This is a genomic window from Priestia sp. SRI_019 (assembly GCF_057586255.1).
Window position 1 is genome coordinate 255,617 of sequence record NZ_JBYCZN010000003.1, and the last position, 20,286, is coordinate 275,902.

Genomic DNA, 20,286 nt, shown 5'->3' on the forward strand with positions numbered 1-20,286 from the left:
TCTATTAAAATGACTGACAATCAGTCGTTATTTAACAAGGAGGTATCTTATGGATCGTACAGCCGTTAAAACGTTAACTTTAAATATGTATATAAACGGAGAGTGGAGAAAAGCAGAGAAGCAGCGTCCTACTGTTAACCCAGCAACAGGTGAAGTAATTGGATATGCTGCAGAAGGCAGCGCGGAAGATATGAAAACAGCGATTACAGCTGCACGGGAAGCCTTTGACAGCGGAATTTGGTCTGAGATTTCTGCATCTGAAAGAGCAGCTATCTTATTTAAAATTGCCGATAAGCTTGAGGAAGCGAAAGAGGAATTAGCAGCGCTCGAAACAATGGACAACGGAAAGCCCTATCGCGAAGCTGAGGCTGATGTGGAAGACGCAGCTGCTTGTTTTAGATATTACGCTGGATTAATTACAAAGCCAGACGGTCAAACGTACAGTGTTCCTGCACCTATGCAAGCAATGGTTATAAAAGAACCAATTGGGGTGTGCGGGCTGATTGTACCTTGGAATTATCCGCTGTTGATGAGCGTGTGGAAAATTGCACCTGCTTTAGCTGCAGGAAATACGATTGTATTTAAACCTTCTGAAGTGACACCGGTTACTCCTACAAAACTTTTTGAGATTTTAGAAAGCGTAGGATTGCCAAAAGGAGTAGCAAACCTTGTTATGGGAGCCGGAGATACTGTAGGAAATACGCTTATTCAAGATAAGCGTGTTGATAAGATTTCCTTTACAGGTGGAACGGTAACAGGAAAACACATTATGCGTGAAGCAGCAGAGAATGTAACGAAAGTCTCTTTAGAACTTGGAGGAAAGTCACCGAACATTATATTTGCTGACGCTGATTTTGAAACAGCTGTAGATTATGCCTTATTTGGAATTTTTGCAGGTAGCGGCCAAATTTGCGCTGCAGGTTCTCGTATTTTAGTAGAAGAAAGCATCGCTGAGAAATTTATTGAACGTTTTGCAGAGCGTGCTCAAAAAATTAAAGTAGGAAATGGAATGAAACAAGAGATTGAAATGGGCCCTCTTGTAAGTGAAGAACATATGAAAAAAGTATTAAAGTACATCGAAATTGGAAAGCAAGAAGGCGCTCACCTTGTATGCGGAGGCAATCGAATCACCAGCAGTGGATTGGAAAAAGGATTCTTTGTAGAACCTACGGTTTTTAGCAACGTTACGTCAAATATGAAAATTGTGCAAGATGAAATCTTTGGACCCGTTGTTGTTATTCAAACGTTTAAAGACGAAAAAGAAGCTATTAAGCTTGCAAATGATACGGAATATGGTTTGGCAGGCAGTGTGTTTACAACCGACGGCGCAAAAGCTCTTCGAGTGATTAAAAAGCTGCGTGCGGGCATCACTTGGGTAAACACGTATCATTTTACATTTAACGAAGCGCCTTGGGGCGGATATAAGCAGAGCGGGATTGGTCGAGGGCTGGGCACGTTTGGATTGGAAGAATTTCAAGAAGTAAAACAAATTAATATTAATTTACAAGTAGAGCCAATCGGCTGGTTTAAAAATTAAAAAGTAGAGAAGGAGCGATATTAAAATGAATACAGTGACGAAAAATCAAGAGGTAAACAAAGCATATGGTGAAGTAAACGAATATATCAACAAAGTATTGGGGCTTATTGAAAAAAGCGAAGTGTCAGCTGAAGAAGCGCAGTGGATTACGAAAGAAACAGTAGACGGATTTCGTGAGCATGTCAACCCGGGCTTTTTAGAATATCGCAAAACAGTAACGGTAGATACGCAGTTCGCAGCTGTTGAATGGTCAGATGAAGGCTCTTGTTTTACGGATGTAAACGGCAAGAAATACATTGATTGTTTGGGCGGATTTGGAATTTATAACGTGGGGCACCGTCATCCTAAAGTAGTCAAGGCTGTTCAAGATCAGCTTCAGCGTCAAGCGCTCCATAGCCAAGACTTATTAGATCCACTTCGTGCGATGCTTGCGAAAATTTTAGCAGATATTACACCGGGGGATTTGAAGTATTCCTTTTTCACAAACAGCGGAACAGAAAGTGTAGAAGCCGCTTTAAAATTAGCGAAAATGTATAGTGATCGAACAACGTTTATTTCCACAACACGTTCTTTTCATGGAAAAAGTCTAGGTTCTTTATCAGGTACGGCAAAAGGAATGTTCCGTAAACCATTTCTGCCGTTAATTCCAGGTTTCCGTCACGTGCCGTTTGGTGATATTGACATGATGCGCAAAACATTTGAAACGTGCGCGCTTGTAGGGGAAGATGTGGCAGCTGTTTTATTAGAACCAATTCAAGGAGAAGGCGGCATTATTCTTCCTCCTGAAAATTATTTAAAAGAAGTGCGTGCACTATGTGATGAGTACGACGCTATCTTAATTTTTGATGAAGTTCAAACAGGCATGGGACGTACCGGTGAAATGTTTGCATCAGAACTATACGGTGTTGTACCTGATATTTTATGTCTTGCTAAAGCGTTTGGAGGAGGAGTTATGCCTGCTGGCGCGGTTGTAGCAAAAGAAAAAGTGTTTTCAAGCTTCTTTGATAATCCGTTTATGCACACAACAACGTTTGGAGGCAACCCGCTTGCCTGCGCAGCGGCTATTGCAACTATTAACGTGTTGATTGAAGAACAGCTGCCAAACCGCGCGAAAGAGCTAGGGGAATACTTCCTTGCTGGTTTAAAGAAAGCTGCTGAAAAACATGGAGATAAAGTACTTGAAATCAGAGGGCAAGGTTTAATGATTGGAATTGAATTTCACCAAGATGAAATTGGCTACGCGCTTTCTAAAGGTATGTTTGATGAAGGAATTCTAGTAGCTGGGACGCTTGTAAACTCTAAAACAATTCGTATTGAGCCACCGTTGACTATTTCAGCGGAAGAAGTAGATCAAGTCATTTCTACATTTGAAAAAGTATTAAATGAGCTAAGTAACCAATAAATGTAACAAGGAGCAATGAATATGAATCGTCAAACGTTTCTTATTCCCGTATTGCTTTCGATGATTTTAGTAGTACAAATGCCTAGCGACTAACTGAAATTATCGAAACGGAGGAGTAAATCATGAAATATCCATTGTCCCCAGATGTCAAACCAGAATTTTGTACAACAGGTTCATTTATGAGGCTTCCAGCGGAAAGAGGAAATGCAAAAGTAGGGCTAGTAGGGATGCCGTTTGATACGGCAGCATCTTTCAGAGTAGGTGCGCGCTTTGCACCTCAGGCAATTCGCCAAGCTTCCATGACGCTGTTTCCTTATCACCCGGTACACAATGTATATCCATTCGATGATACAAATGCTATCGATATTGGTGATGTGCCCGTTATTCCGCATAATATTCACAGAAGCTATGAATTAATGGAAGAAGCGGTAGGCACTCTTATGGATAGAGGAATTGTTCCAATTGGAATTGGAGGAGATCATTCGATTACCTTAGCAAGCCTTCGTGCTGCTGCTAAAAGATATGGCCCAGTGGCTATGATTCATTTTGATTCTCATACAGATACGTGGGATACGTATTATGATGAAAAATATTGGCACGGATCTCCTTTTATACGCGCATATGAAGAAGGGCTAGTAGATTCAAAGAAGGTCTTTCAAATTGGTATCCGTGGAACATTAAATCATCCGGGAGATGTTCAAGAAAGCAAAGACCTCGGTTATCATGTAGTAACGGCAGGGGAGCTTGAACATCAAGGATTTTCAGTGGTTTTAGAGCAAATGAAGACAGCGATTGGAGATACGCCGTGCTTTTTAACGTTTGATATTGATTTTGTTGATCCTTCTTGTGCACCAGGAACAGGAACGCTTGAAGTAGGCGGATTCAGCAGCAGAGAAACGCTGCAAATGATCCGTTCTCTGACAGAATTTAACTATGTTGGATTTGACCTGGTGGAAGTGCTGCCTTCTTATGATCCAACTCAGATAACCTCGTTGCTTGCAGCTACAATCATTCATGATTTTGCTAGTTTAGTTGCAGTGAGAACGAAAAGAAAGTCATTGGATACGACGATTGAATAATGGCTTGTAAGCAGAAATCCCTCTCATTCAGAGGGTATTTCTGCGTTGATATAGCAGGAGATTAGGAACATATAGCTATTTAAAATAAAGCGCTTTCATAATATGATAAAAGAAAAAGATAGTTTGTTAGCAACCCTTACCAACTTAAAGAAATAAATCATATATTTGCTATAGTAAACGTAACAACCCTTTATATAAAAATGAATGAAAGTCATTCATTTTTATATAAAGAAATTAAATCATATGCATTTATGGATTAAATTGTCAGAATGTTCTTAATAAAGTGAAGGGGGAAGATAAATGAAACATGAAACAGTAACATTAAAAAGGTCGTTGAAATTATGGCAGATTGTATTAATGGGGATCGGATATATGACTCCGATGGTAGTGTTTGATACGTTTGGGATTGCGTCTGATATGACGAATGGACACGTTCCTACGTCTTATATCATAGCCCTTGTCGGGATGCTTCTCACGGCAGTAAGCTACAAAAAGATGATTCAAGTGTTTCCAAATGCAGGGTCAGCTTATACATATACGCAAAAGACAATCAATCCACATTTAGGATTCTTAGTTGGCTGGTCTGCACTAATGGATTATCTCTTTTTACCGATGGTTAACGCACTTATTTTTCAAATTTATTTATCATCTATTTTTCCTTCGGTACCATCGTGGATTTGGGTTGTCAGCTTCGTCATTATCGTTACGCTGCTAAATCTACGAAGCGTTAATTTCACCGCCAATTTCAATACATTTCTTGTTGTATTTCAAATGACGATTTTAGTATTGTTTGTTGCTGTTTCAATCAAAGCCTTGCTAGGAGGAATGGGAGAAGGGACTCTTTTTTCTATGAAGCCTTTCTTTAATCAGAACATGACCTCATCAGGACTAATAGCAGGAGCTACACTTATGTGTTTTTCCTATTTAGGATTTGATGCAGTGGCTATGTTATCAGAAGAAACGCCTAATCCTAAAAAAACGATTCCGCAAGCTATTTTTTTAGTGGCGTTAATTGGAGGAGTCATGTTTACTGTGACATCTTATTTTATTCAAGCGGTTTTCCCGACGTTAGAAGGATTCAAGCATCCAGACGCTGCGGCTCCTGAAATTGCTATGTATGTGAGCGGTACGCTGTTTCAAATTGTCTTTTTAGCTGGAGGAATTTCAGGAACATTATCATCAGGCATGTCATCGCATGCAAGCGTTTCGCGTTTATTATACGTAATGGGACGCGATCGAATTTTACCTCAGTCATTTTTTGGTTATGTTCATCCTAAGCTGCGCACCCCTTCGCGAAATATTGTATTAGTCGGAGTTGTATCAGCAAGTGCCATTTTCTTCAGTCTAGCAACAGCTACGTCATTTATTAATTTTGGAGCACTCATTGCGTTTTCTTTTGTTAATATTTCGGTTATTGCGCACTATGCTGTTCATCAAAAGCAGCACCGGTCGGCTAAGGGATTTTGGTCATACATTGTTATGCCACTGTTAGGAGCAGCAGCGATTGGCGTTTTATGGCTTAACTTGGAGCGCAATTCCTTTTTACTTGGTATCGGCTGGGCGATTGCCGGTTTAGTTTATTTAGTGTATGCAACGAAAGGTTTTAGAAGGCAGCTGTCTTCCATTGAGTTTAAGGAAACAGAGGAAATGTCACCTTTGATGAAAGTCGGAGAAAAGTAAGGATAGAAACTACCTGTTTAAGCCTATCTTATTAAGGAAGCCACATTTATGGATTACGTATTTTGAACGTGTTACTATGTAAGAACGATAAGATAGAAAAAGGTAGGTAAATTATGATTAAGGCAGTTGTGTTTGATTTTGATGGATTAATTATTGATACAGAATCAGTGTGGTATGAGGTATACCGCGAAATGTTAGAAGACAGGGGAGTAGATCTACCGATTGCAACGTTTGCTTCTTATGTGGGAACGGATGCTACGGCACTTTACGATTACTTGCTTCAGCAGTTTAACAATGAGTTCACAAAAGAGGAACTAGCTCAAGAATCGTTAAGACGTCATCAAGAAAAAATGAAATCATTAGTAGCCCGAGAAGGTGTAGCGGAGTACTTGGCAGAAGCAAAAGAACTTGGATTAAAAATTGGTTTAGCAAGCAGCTCATATCGAGACTGGGTAACAGCATTTTTAAAAGAGCTAGATTTACTGCACTATTTTGAAGTCATTCAAACGCGCGATGATGTAGAAAAAGTGAAGCCAGATCCGGCTCTTTACCGAAATGCAATTGAAAAGCTAGGAGTAGAGCCCTCTGAAGCTTTAGCATTTGAAGATTCTTCTAATGGAGCGAAAGCTGCTATGGCAGCAGGCTTGCGCTGTGTGATTGTACCAAATCCGTTAACTAAACATCTGTCATTCGAAAGATATCACTTACACATCGAATCGATGAAAGAGAAAAGTTTAAAAGAAGTGATTCAGTATCTTTGTATTGAAGATTAAAAAGAAAGGACGCTCCTGCTGCGTCCTTTCTTTTTTTATAGAATAGATATAATTTTTTTAAGTAAAAAATAACGAATCAGCTTGTTTAAATAGATAAAACTGATATAATGATAACGATTATCAGTTTCAAGAGTCGATTATCTACATAAAGATACAAGCAGGAGGAATGACATTTGAATAAGAAAAAAATAGGACTGCTGGCTTTTATTACAATGCTGGCAATCGGAATGCTTATCGGCTGCAGCAGCACGAATAAGGAAAATTCAGCTGATGAAAAAAGTGAAAAAACAAGAGTGGTCAAGCATGAGCTTGGAGAGACAAAGGTAAAAGAGAATCCAAAGCGAGTAGTCGTATTAGAGTTAGGCTTTATTGATGCATTGTTAGATGCTGGTATCAAACCTGTAGGAGTAGCTGATGATGATAAAGCAGAACAGCTTATTGATAAAGATGTACTAAAAGAAATCAAAGGATACAAATCAGTTGGCACGCGAGCGCAGCCAAGCTTGGAATCGATTAAACTGCTGAAGCCCGATTTGATTATCGCCGATTCAGAACGTCATAAAAATGTATACAAAGAATTATCGAAAATTGCGCCAACGATTGAGTTGAAAAACTTAAATGCTAATTACGATGATTTACTAAATACAGAGTTAAAAGTAGGAGAAGCGGTTGGCAAGAAAGCAAAAGTTGAAAAAGTGGTAGAAGAGCATAAGCAAAAAATGAAGGATTTAAAAGAAAAAGCACCAAAAAATCCGGGCAATGTACTTGTTATCGCTGATGCAAATGGTAATATTAATGCTAGAACTTCAAATTTCTTTACAACGGGTGTTCTTGAGCAATTAGGCTTCAAAAATGCATTAACAGATCCTACAAAAGAGTACAGTGTAAAAATGACAATGGAACAGCTTGTAAAAGCAGATCCGGACAAACTCATTGTTATGCGAAATGAAAAAGGTCATACGCCTTTAGCAAAACAGCCATTATGGAAAGAGCTAAAAGCGGTTAAAAATAATCAAGTGTATGAAGTTGATGTATTTAAATGGTCTCTTCGCCGAAGTGTACAAGGTGCAAATGGTATTGCAGATGAAGCAGAAAAGTTATTATTTGAAGGCAAATAATAACGAAGAAAAGAACAATCCAGCGGGATTGTTTTTTTCTTTTTAATGAACTTTCAAATGAAAGGAGGCGCAGTCTACTATGAAAGCTGTTCACGGCTTATCCAAAAGAAACAAATCTCCGCTTCGTATAATAGCTATTTTTCTTGCGGTTATTATTCTTTTACTGATTTCAATGTTTTTATCTATTTCCATCGGTTCTATACATATTTCTTTTGGAACGATTAAGCAAGCTATACTAAATTTTGACGGATCAAAAGAACAGTCTATTATTCAAACTGTCCGTCTGCCTCGCTTACTGGTAACGGCATTTGTTGGCGCTAATTTGGCTGTCGCAGGAGCGTTGATGCAAGCATTAACTAGAAATCCATTAGCTTCTCCTGGTATTTTTGGTATTAATGCAGGCGCATCAGCGGCAATGGTATTTTTAACGGTTTTAGTGCCTGGTGTAAGCATGATTGGCGGGGTATTTGGTGCATTTTTAGGAGGCGCATTTGCCGCTGTTATTGTTTATGTGATGAGTTCGTTGATTAAAGGAGGCGACAGTGATGTAAAGCTTGCTTTAACAGGTGTTGCTATACAAGGTATGCTTATGTCTCTCACGCAAACGCTGCTGATTTTTAATGAAAGCAAAACAGAAGGCGTTATGTTCTGGCTCACCGGTTCAGTTATTGGGCGAGATTGGGGACATGTTCATGTATTGGTTCCTTTTAGCATCGCGGGCCTGCTTATTGCGTTTGGTCTGGGAAGAGCGTCTTCTTTATTGTCTTTAGGAGATGACGTAGCTAGAGGACTTGGGCAGCGCGTCTTTGCTATTAGAGCGTTCACGGCAGTTGTTGTGATTGTATTAGCAGGTGTTTCGGTGGCAATTGCCGGTCCCATTGGCTTTGTAGGGCTTGTTGTTCCTCATATGGTACGCTATTTAATAGGTGTAGATTACCGGGGCGTTTTGCCAATGAGCGCGCTGCTTGGTGCATCTTTATTGCTGTTAGCAGACGTACTATCACGATTTATTACATACCCGTATGAGACTCCTGTAGGTGCAGTAACAGCGTTGCTCGGAACGCCGTACTTTATTTACTTAGCGAGACGTAAAAAAACAGAAAGGAAGGCATGAGTTATATGCAGACGGTCAATAAAACAAAAAAGCAGCCATCTCGATTCAAGTCTGTCGGCCTGTTTATCATTCTTTCTGTCTTAATTATAGCGCTGAGTGTGATAAGCCTTAGCTTAGGAGACATTAACATACCTCCTCTAGACATTATTACGTCTTTTATTGGTATTGGCGATCCTGACTTGACGTCCATTTTAGTAGAATTTCGTCTGCCTCGTATTTTGCTGGCTATTTTAACGGGAGTCGGCCTAGCTGTGTCCGGAGTCGTCGTACAGTCCATTATGAGAAATCCACTCGCTAGCCCAGATACATTAGGTCTATCAAGCGGATCAGGATTAGCAGCTGTTGCAGTCACTATTTTACTGCCTTTAGCAAGCCCATCTGTTTTATCCGTCGCTGCGTTTGCAGGAGGCTCGCTTGTCTTTGTAATCGTCTATTTGCTTGCTTATAAAAAAGGAGTAGAACCTATTCGATTTGCATTAATAGGTGTAGCAGTGAGCGCTTTTTGTTCATCCGGTATTCACTTGTTAATTTCAAAAGCAAATCCAAACGTAAATGCGGCACTGATTTGGCTGAGCGGCAGCTTATGGGGAAGAACATGGGATCAATTAATTGGTTTACTTCCCTGGGTCGTTATATTAGTACCGCTGATTTGGCTGTTAGCTGCCCGGTTAGATTTAATTCATTTAGGTGATGAAGTGGCTCGAGGACTAGGAGCTAGAGTAGAGTTAATTCGTCTAGTATTGCTGGCAAGCGCAGTGGCAATGACGGCTGCGGTTGTATCGGTAGTTGGCACAATTGGCTTTGTAGGACTTATTATTCCTCATGTGGCCAAACGGTTAGTGGGACCGAGACACAAAAAATTGATTCCTACAGCCGCTTTGCTTGGCGCTTTGTTTGTACTAGCAGCAGATTTAATCGGGAGAGGAATTGCTCCTCCGATTGAAATTCCGGCTGGATTAATCATTGGCATTATCGGCGCTCCGTATTTTCTTTATTTACTGTGGAGAGAATCCAAAAAATGAGGCTGTGACAAAAGTAGTGTAGTTAAAGTTAAACACGAACTATCCATCAAAAATGGATGAATAGTTCGTGTTTTTTTGTAATCATAATGAACGTAGGTTTCATATATGCAGGTGCTTCTAGCTGTTGTTTGTAGAGCAAGGCGAAGACTCCTGCGGGAAAAGCGCAACAGGTGAGAAGCAAGGAGGAGGCTCAGCGGGCGCCCGCTGAAAGCCAAGCCTTGCACGGAAATCAACAGCGGTGTCACAAGCAGTCCAACGCATTGCTCGTCTTTAGATTGGGTTCATTTCGTTATGCCCCAATCTCATTTTTATTCCAAATGAATTTTTGGGAATGGAATATGCGGAGGCTCTTCTAGCCATCCTTGTTCAATGCTTATTCTTGATACTTCTTTGGCGTATTCCAAAATTTCAGTCGTGAAGTTTGTATAGTTTAAAGCGAGATCTAAACGCGGGCTCGTTGACATCGCAAGCCCATATCCACGTACATTTTCAGTAATCATCGCAGCTAGGTGAAACATCATGAGTTTTTCTGAAAATGGAGGAACGGAAGACTTTTCTACTCCGTAATCCCACTTCATTGTGACAGGTATGTTTTCTACCATTAGCGGTTGTGACAGAGATTCAATATGCTGCTGCACAAGTTCTCTACCCTTTAATAAAAAAGCTTGAATGTCCTGAGAAGGAGCTATTTGAGCAAACCCTAAAATTAAATCCTTTGCAATTAAGTTTGTCTGTATGCTTGACACGATATGAGAAATTTCAATGACGGTTAACGGCCGCTTTTCATCAAAATAGCTCCCTAAGAAAAGCTCTTTGTCGTTCATATCAGACGCATCTGCAATAGGAATAGGAGGAAGCTCTATAAAGATTTGTTTTTCTAACAACAAATCTGTAATCGTTTGGTTAAGCTTTTCCGCTTTTAACAGCAAGCTTCGAAAGAAAGACCGTACATCACTTCTTGCGGCAACATCGACACCCGTAGTTGCTGACAGCAGAAGGACATTTGAAATATGCTTCAAATAAAGCAAATAAAAAGAATCCGAAAATAATTTTGGTGCTTCAGCATCAACGTCTTCGTCTCCAAAGCCAAGCGGAATTGGCATATTTTCTTTTAAAAAGATAGCAGTGAGCGCATCACTGTTTTTTGTTGTGATATGCAGTGTACCTTGAATCGCTTTTTGAATATCTAAATCGTCTACATGACACAGAAAATGTTTGAGCATACAAGAAATTGCTTTATCGTTCATATATTGCTTCCAAATAACAGCCATCTCGGCGGCTGATAGTGGAGAAAATGATTGATTGTTCATAATAAACTCCTCATATATAGATAATTAACAAGTTTCTAAAAGGTTATCAACTAGTATAAGTCAAAGGAAGTAAGATAAACACTATAGAAAGTAAAAAAAGGTATCAACATTTTACTATAAGAGTAACCGTCATGCATAATTTAAAGGTTCTTTTAGGAAAAGAAGAGCCCAACCGCTTCTTTCTTGCAAAGCAGAAATAAAACGGAAATAATAAATGAAGAAAGTCAGGCAAGAAAGGAGTTTCATTATATGCCAGAAGGTCCAGAAATTAGACGAGCAGCTGATGAAGTGGAAAAAGCGATTATCGGTCTTCCCGTCAGCGAGATATGGTTTGCTTTTCCATCTTTGCAGCACTATGAAGAAGTATTAACAGGAGCTCGCATTAAAAGAGTAGATACAAAAGGAAAGGCTATGCTTATTCGTTTTGACAACGGCTATACCATCTACTCACATAATCAGCTTTATGGAAAATGGTATGTTCGTTCATCTTACAATTATCCATCTACAAACAGACAGCTACGCCTTGCGATTCATAATGAAAAAAAATCAGCCCTACTTTATAGCGCTTCTGATATTGAAGTATTGCGTGATGAAGAAGTTCCAGCTCATCCTTTTGTATCAAGAGTTGGTCCTGATATCTTAAGTGAAGAAGTAACGGCAGGTGAGCTTTTAAATCGTTTTTATTCTAAACCATTTTACCGTAGAAAATGGGCGTCGCTGCTGTTAGACCAAAGCTTTATAGCTGGGATTGGAAATTACTTGCGCAGTGAAATCCTATTTGTAGCAGGAATTAACCCTGCAGCTCGTCCCGTAGACTGCACGGAAGAACAACTTAAAAAGGCAGCTGACGCAACCATTTCTCTTGTCAAACAGTCCTATGAAACAGATGGCATTACAAATAATGTAAAGCTTGCTGAAACGTTAAAAAAGAAAGGGCAAAAGCGCTCTGCATACCGCCACTGGGTTTTTAACCGTGAAGGAGAAACTTGCCGAATTGACGGCACGCCTATCTTAAAAGTGCAGGCTGCTTCTAGAAGGCTTTATTACTGTCCTACTTGTCAAAAATAGCAGGATATATTTATTCTGCTATTTTTTTGATACATAAAATGAATGAATGTTCATTTTTGTGATATAGTTAAAAAGTAAATTCATAATCTTAAGGGGATGGATAAGATGGAATGTAAAGCAGGAGATACATTTACGTGGCAAAGAACGTTTCAAGAGGAAGAAATCATGCAGTTTGCGGAGATGACTGGAGACCGGGGCAAACATCATATAGAACGTGACGAAAAAGGGCGGCTAATGGTACATGGACTTATGACTGCTAGTATTGGAACAAAAATAGGAGGAGACTTAAACTACATTGCAAGAGAAATGGTGAGTGAATTTCTTCGTCCAGTTTTTGCAGGAGATACAGTTACCTGTGAATGCATATTAACTGAAGTAGAAAAAGCAGATGGTTTTCAAAAAGTGAAAATTAAATCAGTATATCGAAATCAACAAGGTAAAGAAGTACTGATAGGGACAAGTAATGGAATTATTAGAGATTAAAATGAAAACGTTAACAAAAATAAGTTATGAAGGTTGTTAAAAAAGTCACGGATTCGTGACTTTTTTATTGTGCAATTTCCTTCTTTTGTTAGTTACCATTTAAATGTAAATATGGTAATTTAGTAAAGTTGGGTTTTATAAATGGTAAAATTGTGTATTTACTAAGTACATAGATTCTTATTTTTGGAAAAATATTTAAAAAGGAGTTTCTTATATGAAAAAAATAATGAATACCAGCTTAGCACTATCATTCGCTCTATTGCTTTCGGCATGTGGGATGCCGTCTTCAGAGGAATTAACGGGTGACGTGAAAGAAGCGCAAGAAAAGGTGAAAAATGTTCAAGTGAAGGTCACTGGAAAAGAAGAAGGAGCCTCTGATTACCAAGTAAATGGAGTACAAGAGTTTGATTTTAAAAGTAAAGCAGGTTACATTAACACAAAAATGAACGGCGAAGAATTGAAGATGTATCATGATGGTGATGAAACGTTAGCTGTGGCTGGAGAAGAAAGCACAAAAGTACAGGGAGAAGAAAAAAAGTACGTTGCGGCTTTAATTAATAACGCTATGGAGCTTCAACAAAATCCAATACGCTACTATCAAAAATATGATAAAAACCTTCCAAATGAATTTGACGTCACCGAAAAAGACAAAGAGTATGTATTAACATTTAACGGAGGCAAGGACAAAAAGCAAAAAATTATAGCAGGTGATGCTAAAGCTTATTATAAAATAACAAATCAAGGCAGCGATACTGCTGTAGACCTTGACCAAATTAAAGGAAAAGATTTTTCGCTTGTTGTGACAATTGATAAAGAAACGAAGCAAATAAAGAAAGTAGTAAAAAATCAGTCGTATTCAGTTAAAGTAGACGGAAAAACAGAAAACTCAAAGTCTAAGCAAACGTATACGTATACATATAACCAATTAGACAATGTAACAAAACCAAAAGTGGAAGCGAAAGCCGCTGCTGCTTCTAAAGATAGCGGCACTGAAACGCCAAGTAAAGAAAAGCAAGCTGCCTATGCCAAGGAAGCGGGACAATACGTGGACGCTTTAATTCAAGCAACTGTTTATCAAAATACAGATCAATTTGTTGCTAAACATCCGAATCAGCAAGATAAGAAACAGGTAGAAGAAAAAGGGGAGTTCCAAAAGAGTTCGTTTGTAGAGTTTTTTGAAACGAATTTTAAAGGTGCTTTATCATCATTGAGCTCAAACATAACCGATGAGCAGTTAAACGAAGTAAGCAGCGCTTTTCTACAAGCTCTTTCATCTACAAAATATAAAATTAAAGATGCAGCGTATAGTGATGAAGATGATGCGTACGTCGTACAAGTCGAAATTCAAGGATTTAACGATGCAAGTGTATTAGCGGAAGTCATGACACCACTTGCGGAAAAATACCAGGCGGGTGAGCTGAGTAACGAGCAGTTAGTCAACGAACTTATTAACGGAGTAGCAAAACGCTATCGTGAGCCAGTTGAATTACTTCCAGCAAAAACAGTCCCTGTACACGTCGTAAGAAATGGTGAAAAAGATTACGAAGTTTTAATGCAAGATGAGTATCTGTTAACATTTGCTCAGCAATCATAGATAGACAAAAAAAGATTTCGGATATATGCCTGAAATCTTTTTTTATGTCTCATTTAAAATATAATTTCAAACATAAAAATAAATAATTGAAATTATATTTCAATCGAACTATAATAACCATAAAGTCACTACAAGATGAAAAAGGAGCCAAAAAAGATGAATGAACAGCTTACGTTATTAACAACGGAGTCTCAAAATGAGCAGACAACAAAGATCGATACAGCTAGTACAAAAGAAATTCTAAACATAATGAATAAAGAAGATCAAAAAGTGGCGCTGGCTGTACAAAAAGTACTTCCAGACGTAGCGGTGGCAGTTGAATTTGTAAGTGAATCGTTTCAAAAGGAAGGCCGGCTTATTTATGTCGGAGCGGGAACAAGCGGAAGGCTGGGAGTATTGGATGCTGTTGAATGCCCGCCTACTTTCAGTACCAATCCCGATCAGGTACAGGGATTGATGGCTGGAGGAGAAAAAGCATTTGTTAAAGCAGTTGAAGGTGCTGAAGATAAAGAAGAATTGGGAGCAGCAGATTTACAAAAAATTTATTTGAATGAACGAGACACAGTCATTGGAATTGCTGCAAGCGGACGCACTCCTTATGTGATTGGTGCATTAAGATATGCAAAATCTGTAAAAGCTAAAACGGTGGCGCTGTCTTGCAATGGTCATTCTCTTATTGGAAAAGAAGCGGACCATAGTATCGAGGTGGTAGTAGGTCCGGAAGTGCTAACAGGTTCTACAAGGTTAAAAGCAGCAAGCGCTCATAAAATGATTCTCAACATGATTTCTACCGCGGCTATGATCAAAGTAGGAAAAGCGTATGAAAACTTAATGATAGATGTTCGTGTGAGTAATGAAAAGCTTAAAGAACGGGCGATAGGTATTATTTGTAAAATTACAGGTGTTTCTTATGAGCAAGCAAGTCAAACGCTTGAAGAAGCAAATAATGAGGTAAAAACAGCAGTGGTTATGATCAAAACAAATGAAAATTATGACACCGCGAAGATGTTGCTGAATAATGCGGGCGGTTATGTGAGAAAAGCGATTGAACATTACGTATAAAGGAGAGAAACGATGTCAACAGGCGGATTAACAATGATTAAAAACACGGTGGCTAAGCTTCCTGATTCGGAGAGGAAAATTGCTGAATATATTTTAAACAACCCGCATACTGTGGTAAACAGTACGGCTGGAGAATTAGGTAGACTAGCGAATGCGAGCAGTGCTGCTGTTATTCGTTTGTGTAAATCTATCGGAGTTAGCGGGTTTCAAGAATTAAAGGTAAGAGTAGCCGGTGATTTAGCTAGAGATACGGAGCAAGGATACCGGGATATTGAAACAAATGAAACGATTCAATCTATTGTCAAAAAAACGGCAAGCAACAGCATTCAAAGTCTAAGTGATACGGCCGAGCTTGTGAATTATAAAGAAGCAGAGCGGGCTGTTTTAGCGCTGATTGAAGCTAAAAACATTCATTTTTTTGGAATCGGTGCTTCACATATTATTGCTATGGATGCGCAGCAAAAATTTCTTCGAATTAATAAAAATGCCACGGCTTTTGCAGATAGCCATTTAGCAGCTACACTCATCGCAAATGCAAGTAAAGACGATGTAGTTGTGGGCATCTCTTTTTCAGGAGAGACTCCTGAAGTAAGCAACGTCTTATCTTTAGCTAAAAATCGCGGAGTAAAGACGATTAGCTTAACCAAATACGGACAGTCTACCGTTTCGTCTTTAGCAGATATCTGTTTGTATACGTCTTATTCTCAAGAAGCGCCGTTTCGAAGCGCAGCTACATCGTCTCGTTTAGCCCAGCTTTATGTGATTGATATACTATTTTTAAGTATTGCAGCGCAGCAGTATGACCAAACGATTGAGTATATTGATAAAACAAGGGATGCTATTCAGTTTTTGAAAACTAAGAAATAAAAAAAGAAAGCGATTACAAAAAGGGGATTTTGTGGTCTGTTTCCTCAGTACCGTATCCATCTAAGAGGAAAATACAAAGGGGGATTAACATGTCTTTAGATAATCATCAATTAGCAAAGGTTATTTTGGAGATGCTTGGGGGAGCATCAAATATTGAAGCGTATACGCATTGTATGACGCGGCTGCGCGTGACTGTAAAAGATGATTCAATTGTAAAAAAGGCAGATATACGAAAGCTTGAAGGCGTACTCGGATTAGTGGAAGAAGAAACGCTGCAAATCATTATTGGTCCTGGAAAAGTAAACAAAGTAACAGAGGAGTTTGGAAAGTTAATTGATGAATCTGGCGGTATTAATTTAGAAAATCGTGCGGCTCAGCGGAAATCGGAGCTGAAAGAAAAAAATGCAACTCCGTTTAAGCTCTTGCTTCGCCGAATTGCAAGTATTTTTATTCCGTTAATACCTGCTCTTGTAGCATCTGGACTTATCACCGGAGTGACAAAAGCAGCAGTTCAAGCGAAGTGGCTTCCTGCAGATTCACAGATTGCTATTCTTTTAACCGTTATCGGAAGCGGCTTATTTGCTTATCTTGGTATTTTAGTAGGTATTAATGCGGCAAAAGAATTTGGTGGTTCGCCGGCTTTAGGGGGCTTAGCAGGTATTTTAGTCATTAATCCTGCCGTAGCTGATATTAAACTTTTTGGTGAAGCACTTTTGCCGGGTCGGGGTGGCTTAATTGGCGTGTTGCTTGCAGCAATCTTTATGGCCGTAGTGGAAAAACGAGTGCGTAAATTTGTCCCTCAGTCACTGGATATTATTATTACACCAACCGTTACGGTGTTAATTACAGGCATTATTACGTATGTAGTATTCATGCCAATCGGCGGCTTGATTTCAGACGGAATCACAAAAGGCCTTTTAGGAGTTTTAGAGGTTGGAGGAGTTGTAGCAGGCTTTATTTTAGGAGCAACATTTTTACCGCTCGTCATTACAGGACTGCATCAAGGTCTTACTCCTGTTCATTTAGAGCTTATCAATTCAATTGGAGATGATCCGCTTCTTCCTATACTAGCAATGGGCGGAGCCGGTCAGGTCGGTGCAGCTTTTGCTATCTATATCAAAACAAAGAAAAAGCGTTTAAAGCGAGCAATTGGAGGCGCTCTTCCTTCAGGGCTGCTTGGAATTGGAGAGCCGCTTATTTTTGGAGTCACACTTCCTTTAGGACGCCCCTTTTTAACCGCTTGTATTGGAGCTGGAATCGGCGGAGCGTTTCAGGCGCACTTTCATATTGCGACTGTAGCAGTGGGAGTCTCAGGTTTGCCGCTTACGTTTTTAGTTCATGCGCATCAAATTCTTCTTTATTTACTCGGGTTAGTTGTTGCTTACGCAGCCGGCTTTGTTTGTACGTATTTCTTTGGATTCAACGATGAAATGGCGAGAGAGTTTGAATGATTGGCATTTCGTTTTATTTAAATGATAGTGATGCTAAAAAAAGATTAATAGAAGCAAGTGAGTGCGGCGTCACACATGCATTCACTTCGCTTCACATTCCAGAGGAAAAAGGAGATTTGGCTGAACGGGCAAAAGAACTGCTTCATGTGGCTAGAGATTGTGGAATAAGCGTGTATGCAGACGTATCCAAGCATACGCCGGTTCATTTAGGTATTGAAAGCCTTATGTCGCTATCTTCACTTGGCGTATCTGGTATTAGACTAGACGATGGGTTTAGCACAGCAGAAACTCTTTCGCTTGCGAATGAATTTTATATTGCTGTTAATGCAAGTACGTTATCCACACAAGAAATTGAAGCACTCTTATGTGCAGGTCTTCATCATCATCAGCTGCTTGCATGGCATAATTTTTATCCTCGACCTGAAACAGGGCTTGAAGAAACATTTTTTCAAAAGCAGACAGATTTATTTAATGAACTTCGTATCCCAGTCTGCGCTTATATTCCTGGGGAAGGCGAAAAGAGAGGCCCTATTTATCAAGGTCTTCCTACTAGAGAAAAAGACCGTAATAGATGCCCTTTTACCTCTGCAGTGGATTTATACGGCTGCGGAGTAGCGGAGGTTTATATTGGAGATTCATGCGTCGGTTCAAGTTTATTAAAGCGTTTAGTTCAATATCAAGAAAGCAGCATTATTCCGCTGCGCATTCGTTCACCTCATATAGAGGGAACGTACAGCGTGCGTCCAGATGTATCAAGAGACGCTCTGCGTTTAGTTGATACTCGATCTGTAAAACCAGTGCCGCCATTTCATACAGTCGAGCGCAGAATCGGAGCAATTACAATGGACAATGATGGCTACGGACGTTACAGAGGAGAGGTTCAAATAGCTAAAACGAATTTGCCTGCAAATGCGAATGTGAACGTGATTGGGTATGTGATAGAAGAAGATCATGAGCTGCTTTCGTTAGTGAAACCGAGGCAAAAACTTGAGCTTATTCCTGTCTGAATGGAAAAACGGTGTATTTTTAAAGAAGCCGATAGCTAACTAGTAAGCTTATAAAAGTAAAGAGCACATACTACTGAAAAAAGGTGTGTGCTTTTTATTTTACTAAAAAGGAAACTATTTTCATTGCTAAATCATGAACCTTTCTATTGAATAAAACGCTTTACTATGATAAAACTATTACAGGTAAACATATGATAATCGTTTAATTTTATAGAGATACAACGCCACTAGGGGTGCTTTCTAAGCTGAGAGAGACGAGAAGTCTTAACCCTTATGACCTGAACTAGGTAATACTAGCGTAGGAAAGAGGTATTGTAATGGATGTTTTGTATGGTATTTCCTTACGAACTCGTTATAATAATTTTTTGTATATAAACAAAAACACTTCTTTCCTGCGAAAGAAGTGTTTTTTTATGCGTAAAGGAAGGTGTCATACATGGAAGAAACAATTGATTTGCTTGTCAAACAGGTAGAGGATCGCAAAGGGGAGCTAATCCAGTTAGTAAAAACGCTTGTTTCATATAAAACGCCAGCGCCTCCTGCACGAAATTCTCATGAAGCGCAGCGCTACGTAGCGGATTTTCTTAAAAACTGCGGTTTTTCCATCGATATGTGGGATTTATATTGCAACGATCCTATTGTAGTGGGCACGTTAAAAGGAAAAAAATCAGCTGACTATCAAAGTTTAATTATTAACGGGCATATGGATGTAGCTGAGGTACAAGAAAATGAAAAGTGGGAGACAAATCCATTTGAAGCTGTGGTAAAAGACAACATGATAATCGGACGCGGAGTTGCTGATATGAAAGGCGGCTTGGCAGGAGCATTATTTGCAGTTCAGCTTTTAACAGAAGCAGAAATCGAACTGCCGGGAGACTTGATTTTTGAATCCGTTGTAGGAGAAGAAGTGGGAGAGGCAGGTACGCTGCAATGCTGTCAGAAAGGATATACAGCTGACTTTGCGCTTGTTGCCGATACGAGTGATTTACATATTCAAGGTCAAGGCGGAGTGATCACGGGCTGGATTACGATAAAAAGCAGTAAAACCTATCATGACGGTACACGCCGAAGTATGATTCATGCTGGAGGAGGGCTGTTAGCTGCGAGTGCTATTGAGAAGATGGCAAAAGTGATCGGAGGGCTGCAAGAATTGGAGCGCCACTGGGCTGTTACAAAGAGCTATCCAGGGTTTTTGCCAGGGACAAACACGATTAATCCAGCAGTGATCGAAGGTGGAAGACATGCTGCTTTTATTGCAGATGAATGCAGGCTGTGGGTCACCGTTCACTATTATCCTAATGAATCATACGATCAAGTATCAAAAGAAGTGGAAGAATACATTTTAGCTATTGCAAAAGCAGATCCATGGTTAAAAGATAATCTGCCAACCTTTGAATGGGGAGGCACGTCAATGATTGAAGACAGAGGAGAAATCTTCCCCTCATTAGAAATTGATGAAAATCATGCTGGAGTACAGCTGCTTGCAAATACTCATGAACAAATAGAAGGGAAAAAACCTCCAATTGATGTGTCAACTAGCGTAACAGATGGGGGATGGCTAGCTGATGCGGGGATTCCGGCCGCTATTTACGGTCCGGGAAATTTAGCAAATGCACATGCTGTGAACGAACAATTAGATATAAATCAGCTTGTTCAATATACAAAAGTGATGGTGCAGTTCATTTATACGTGGCTGCATACGCATAAGGAGTGATCATC

The 20,286-nt window shown here is 39.5% G+C and carries 17 protein-coding genes and 1 riboswitch; of the genes, 16 read left to right on the forward strand and 1 reads right to left on the reverse strand.

All coding sequences use genetic code 11. The features are described 5' to 3' along the window. The first annotated feature begins 49 nt into the window (after nt 1-49). The 8 genes from AC2YJL_RS19615 (at nt 50) to AC2YJL_RS19650 (ending at nt 9,725) form a co-directional block, all read left to right on the forward strand. The gene (locus AC2YJL_RS19615) at nt 50-1,537 is read left to right on the forward strand and encodes an aldehyde dehydrogenase family protein (RefSeq protein WP_251567220.1); all 1,488 of its coding nucleotides are present in this window, start codon (nt 50-52) and stop codon (nt 1,535-1,537) included. 25 nt (nt 1,538-1,562) lie between these two features. Then, nucleotides 1,563-2,939 (forward strand): putrescine aminotransferase, encoded by a 1,377-nt coding sequence (locus tag AC2YJL_RS19620; RefSeq protein WP_230931845.1) that lies wholly within the window; start codon nt 1,563-1,565, stop codon nt 2,937-2,939. Between the two features lie 122 nt (nt 2,940-3,061). Beyond that, a complete protein-coding gene (gene speB / locus AC2YJL_RS19625; protein ID WP_251567222.1) occupies nt 3,062-4,018 on the forward strand; it encodes an agmatinase in 957 nt (318 codons plus the stop codon). A 300-nt stretch (nt 4,019-4,318) separates the two neighbouring features. Further along, nucleotides 4,319-5,698, forward strand: coding sequence for an APC family permease (locus AC2YJL_RS19630; RefSeq protein ID WP_251567224.1), 1,380 nt, complete (start codon nt 4,319-4,321; stop codon nt 5,696-5,698). Nucleotides 5,699-5,811: 113 nt separating this feature from the next. Next, a complete protein-coding gene (locus tag AC2YJL_RS19635; RefSeq protein WP_014461428.1) occupies nt 5,812-6,471 on the forward strand; it encodes an HAD family hydrolase in 660 nt (219 codons plus the stop codon). A gap of 173 nt (nt 6,472-6,644) precedes the next feature. Beyond that, entirely contained in the window at nt 6,645-7,589 is a 945-nt protein-coding gene (locus tag AC2YJL_RS19640) for an ABC transporter substrate-binding protein (protein ID WP_195695267.1), read from the forward strand. 79 nt (nt 7,590-7,668) lie between these two features. Beyond that, complete coding sequence (locus tag AC2YJL_RS19645; RefSeq protein WP_251567226.1) at nt 7,669-8,703, forward strand: FecCD family ABC transporter permease; 1,035 nt, start codon at nt 7,669-7,671, stop codon at nt 8,701-8,703. A gap of 5 nt (nt 8,704-8,708) precedes the next feature. Continuing rightward, nucleotides 8,709-9,725 (forward strand): FecCD family ABC transporter permease, encoded by a 1,017-nt coding sequence (locus AC2YJL_RS19650; protein ID WP_013081899.1) that lies wholly within the window; start codon nt 8,709-8,711, stop codon nt 9,723-9,725. Nucleotides 9,726-10,033: 308 nt separating this feature from the next. On the opposite strand, the gene AC2YJL_RS19655 is transcribed toward AC2YJL_RS19650, so the two are convergent. Next, complete coding sequence (locus AC2YJL_RS19655; protein WP_071276682.1) at nt 10,034-11,035, reverse strand: DUF3231 family protein; 1,002 nt, start codon at nt 11,033-11,035, stop codon at nt 10,034-10,036. 249 nt (nt 11,036-11,284) lie between these two features. Between AC2YJL_RS19655 and nei the strand changes: the two genes are divergently transcribed. From nei to AC2YJL_RS19695, 8 genes are all read left to right on the forward strand, one after another. Further along, on the forward strand, nt 11,285-12,103 hold the full coding sequence (gene nei / locus AC2YJL_RS19660; protein WP_251567228.1) for an endonuclease VIII: 819 nt from the start codon (nt 11,285-11,287) through the stop codon (nt 12,101-12,103). A gap of 105 nt (nt 12,104-12,208) precedes the next feature. After that, nucleotides 12,209-12,586, forward strand: a complete 378-nt coding sequence (locus tag AC2YJL_RS19665; RefSeq protein ID WP_013055587.1) for an FAS1-like dehydratase domain-containing protein — start codon at nt 12,209-12,211, stop codon at nt 12,584-12,586. A 214-nt stretch (nt 12,587-12,800) separates the two neighbouring features. Then, nucleotides 12,801-14,180, forward strand: a complete 1,380-nt coding sequence (locus AC2YJL_RS19670; RefSeq protein ID WP_230931850.1) for a DUF6612 family protein — start codon at nt 12,801-12,803, stop codon at nt 14,178-14,180. Nucleotides 14,181-14,336: 156 nt separating this feature from the next. Continuing rightward, the gene (gene murQ / locus AC2YJL_RS19675; protein ID WP_251567230.1) at nt 14,337-15,242 is read left to right on the forward strand and encodes an N-acetylmuramic acid 6-phosphate etherase; all 906 of its coding nucleotides are present in this window, start codon (nt 14,337-14,339) and stop codon (nt 15,240-15,242) included. Between the two features lie 12 nt (nt 15,243-15,254). Further along, entirely contained in the window at nt 15,255-16,109 is an 855-nt protein-coding gene (locus AC2YJL_RS19680) for a MurR/RpiR family transcriptional regulator (protein ID WP_251567231.1), read from the forward strand. Between the two features lie 89 nt (nt 16,110-16,198). Next, nucleotides 16,199-17,560, forward strand: coding sequence for a PTS transporter subunit EIIC (locus AC2YJL_RS19685; RefSeq protein ID WP_251567233.1), 1,362 nt, complete (start codon nt 16,199-16,201; stop codon nt 17,558-17,560). Further along, nucleotides 17,557-18,567: a MupG family TIM beta-alpha barrel fold protein gene (locus AC2YJL_RS19690; protein ID WP_251567235.1), complete on the forward strand. Its 1,011-nt coding sequence runs from the start codon at nt 17,557-17,559 to the stop codon at nt 18,565-18,567. Before AC2YJL_RS19685 ends, AC2YJL_RS19690 begins: the two co-directional genes overlap by 4 nt. Nucleotides 18,568-18,786: 219 nt before the next feature. Further along, a riboswitch (TPP riboswitch) is annotated at nt 18,787-18,889 on the forward strand. 114 nt (nt 18,890-19,003) lie between these two features. Further along, complete coding sequence (locus AC2YJL_RS19695) at nt 19,004-20,281, forward strand: acetylornithine deacetylase (protein WP_251567237.1); 1,278 nt, start codon at nt 19,004-19,006, stop codon at nt 20,279-20,281. Nucleotides 20,282-20,286: the final 5 nt, after the last annotated feature.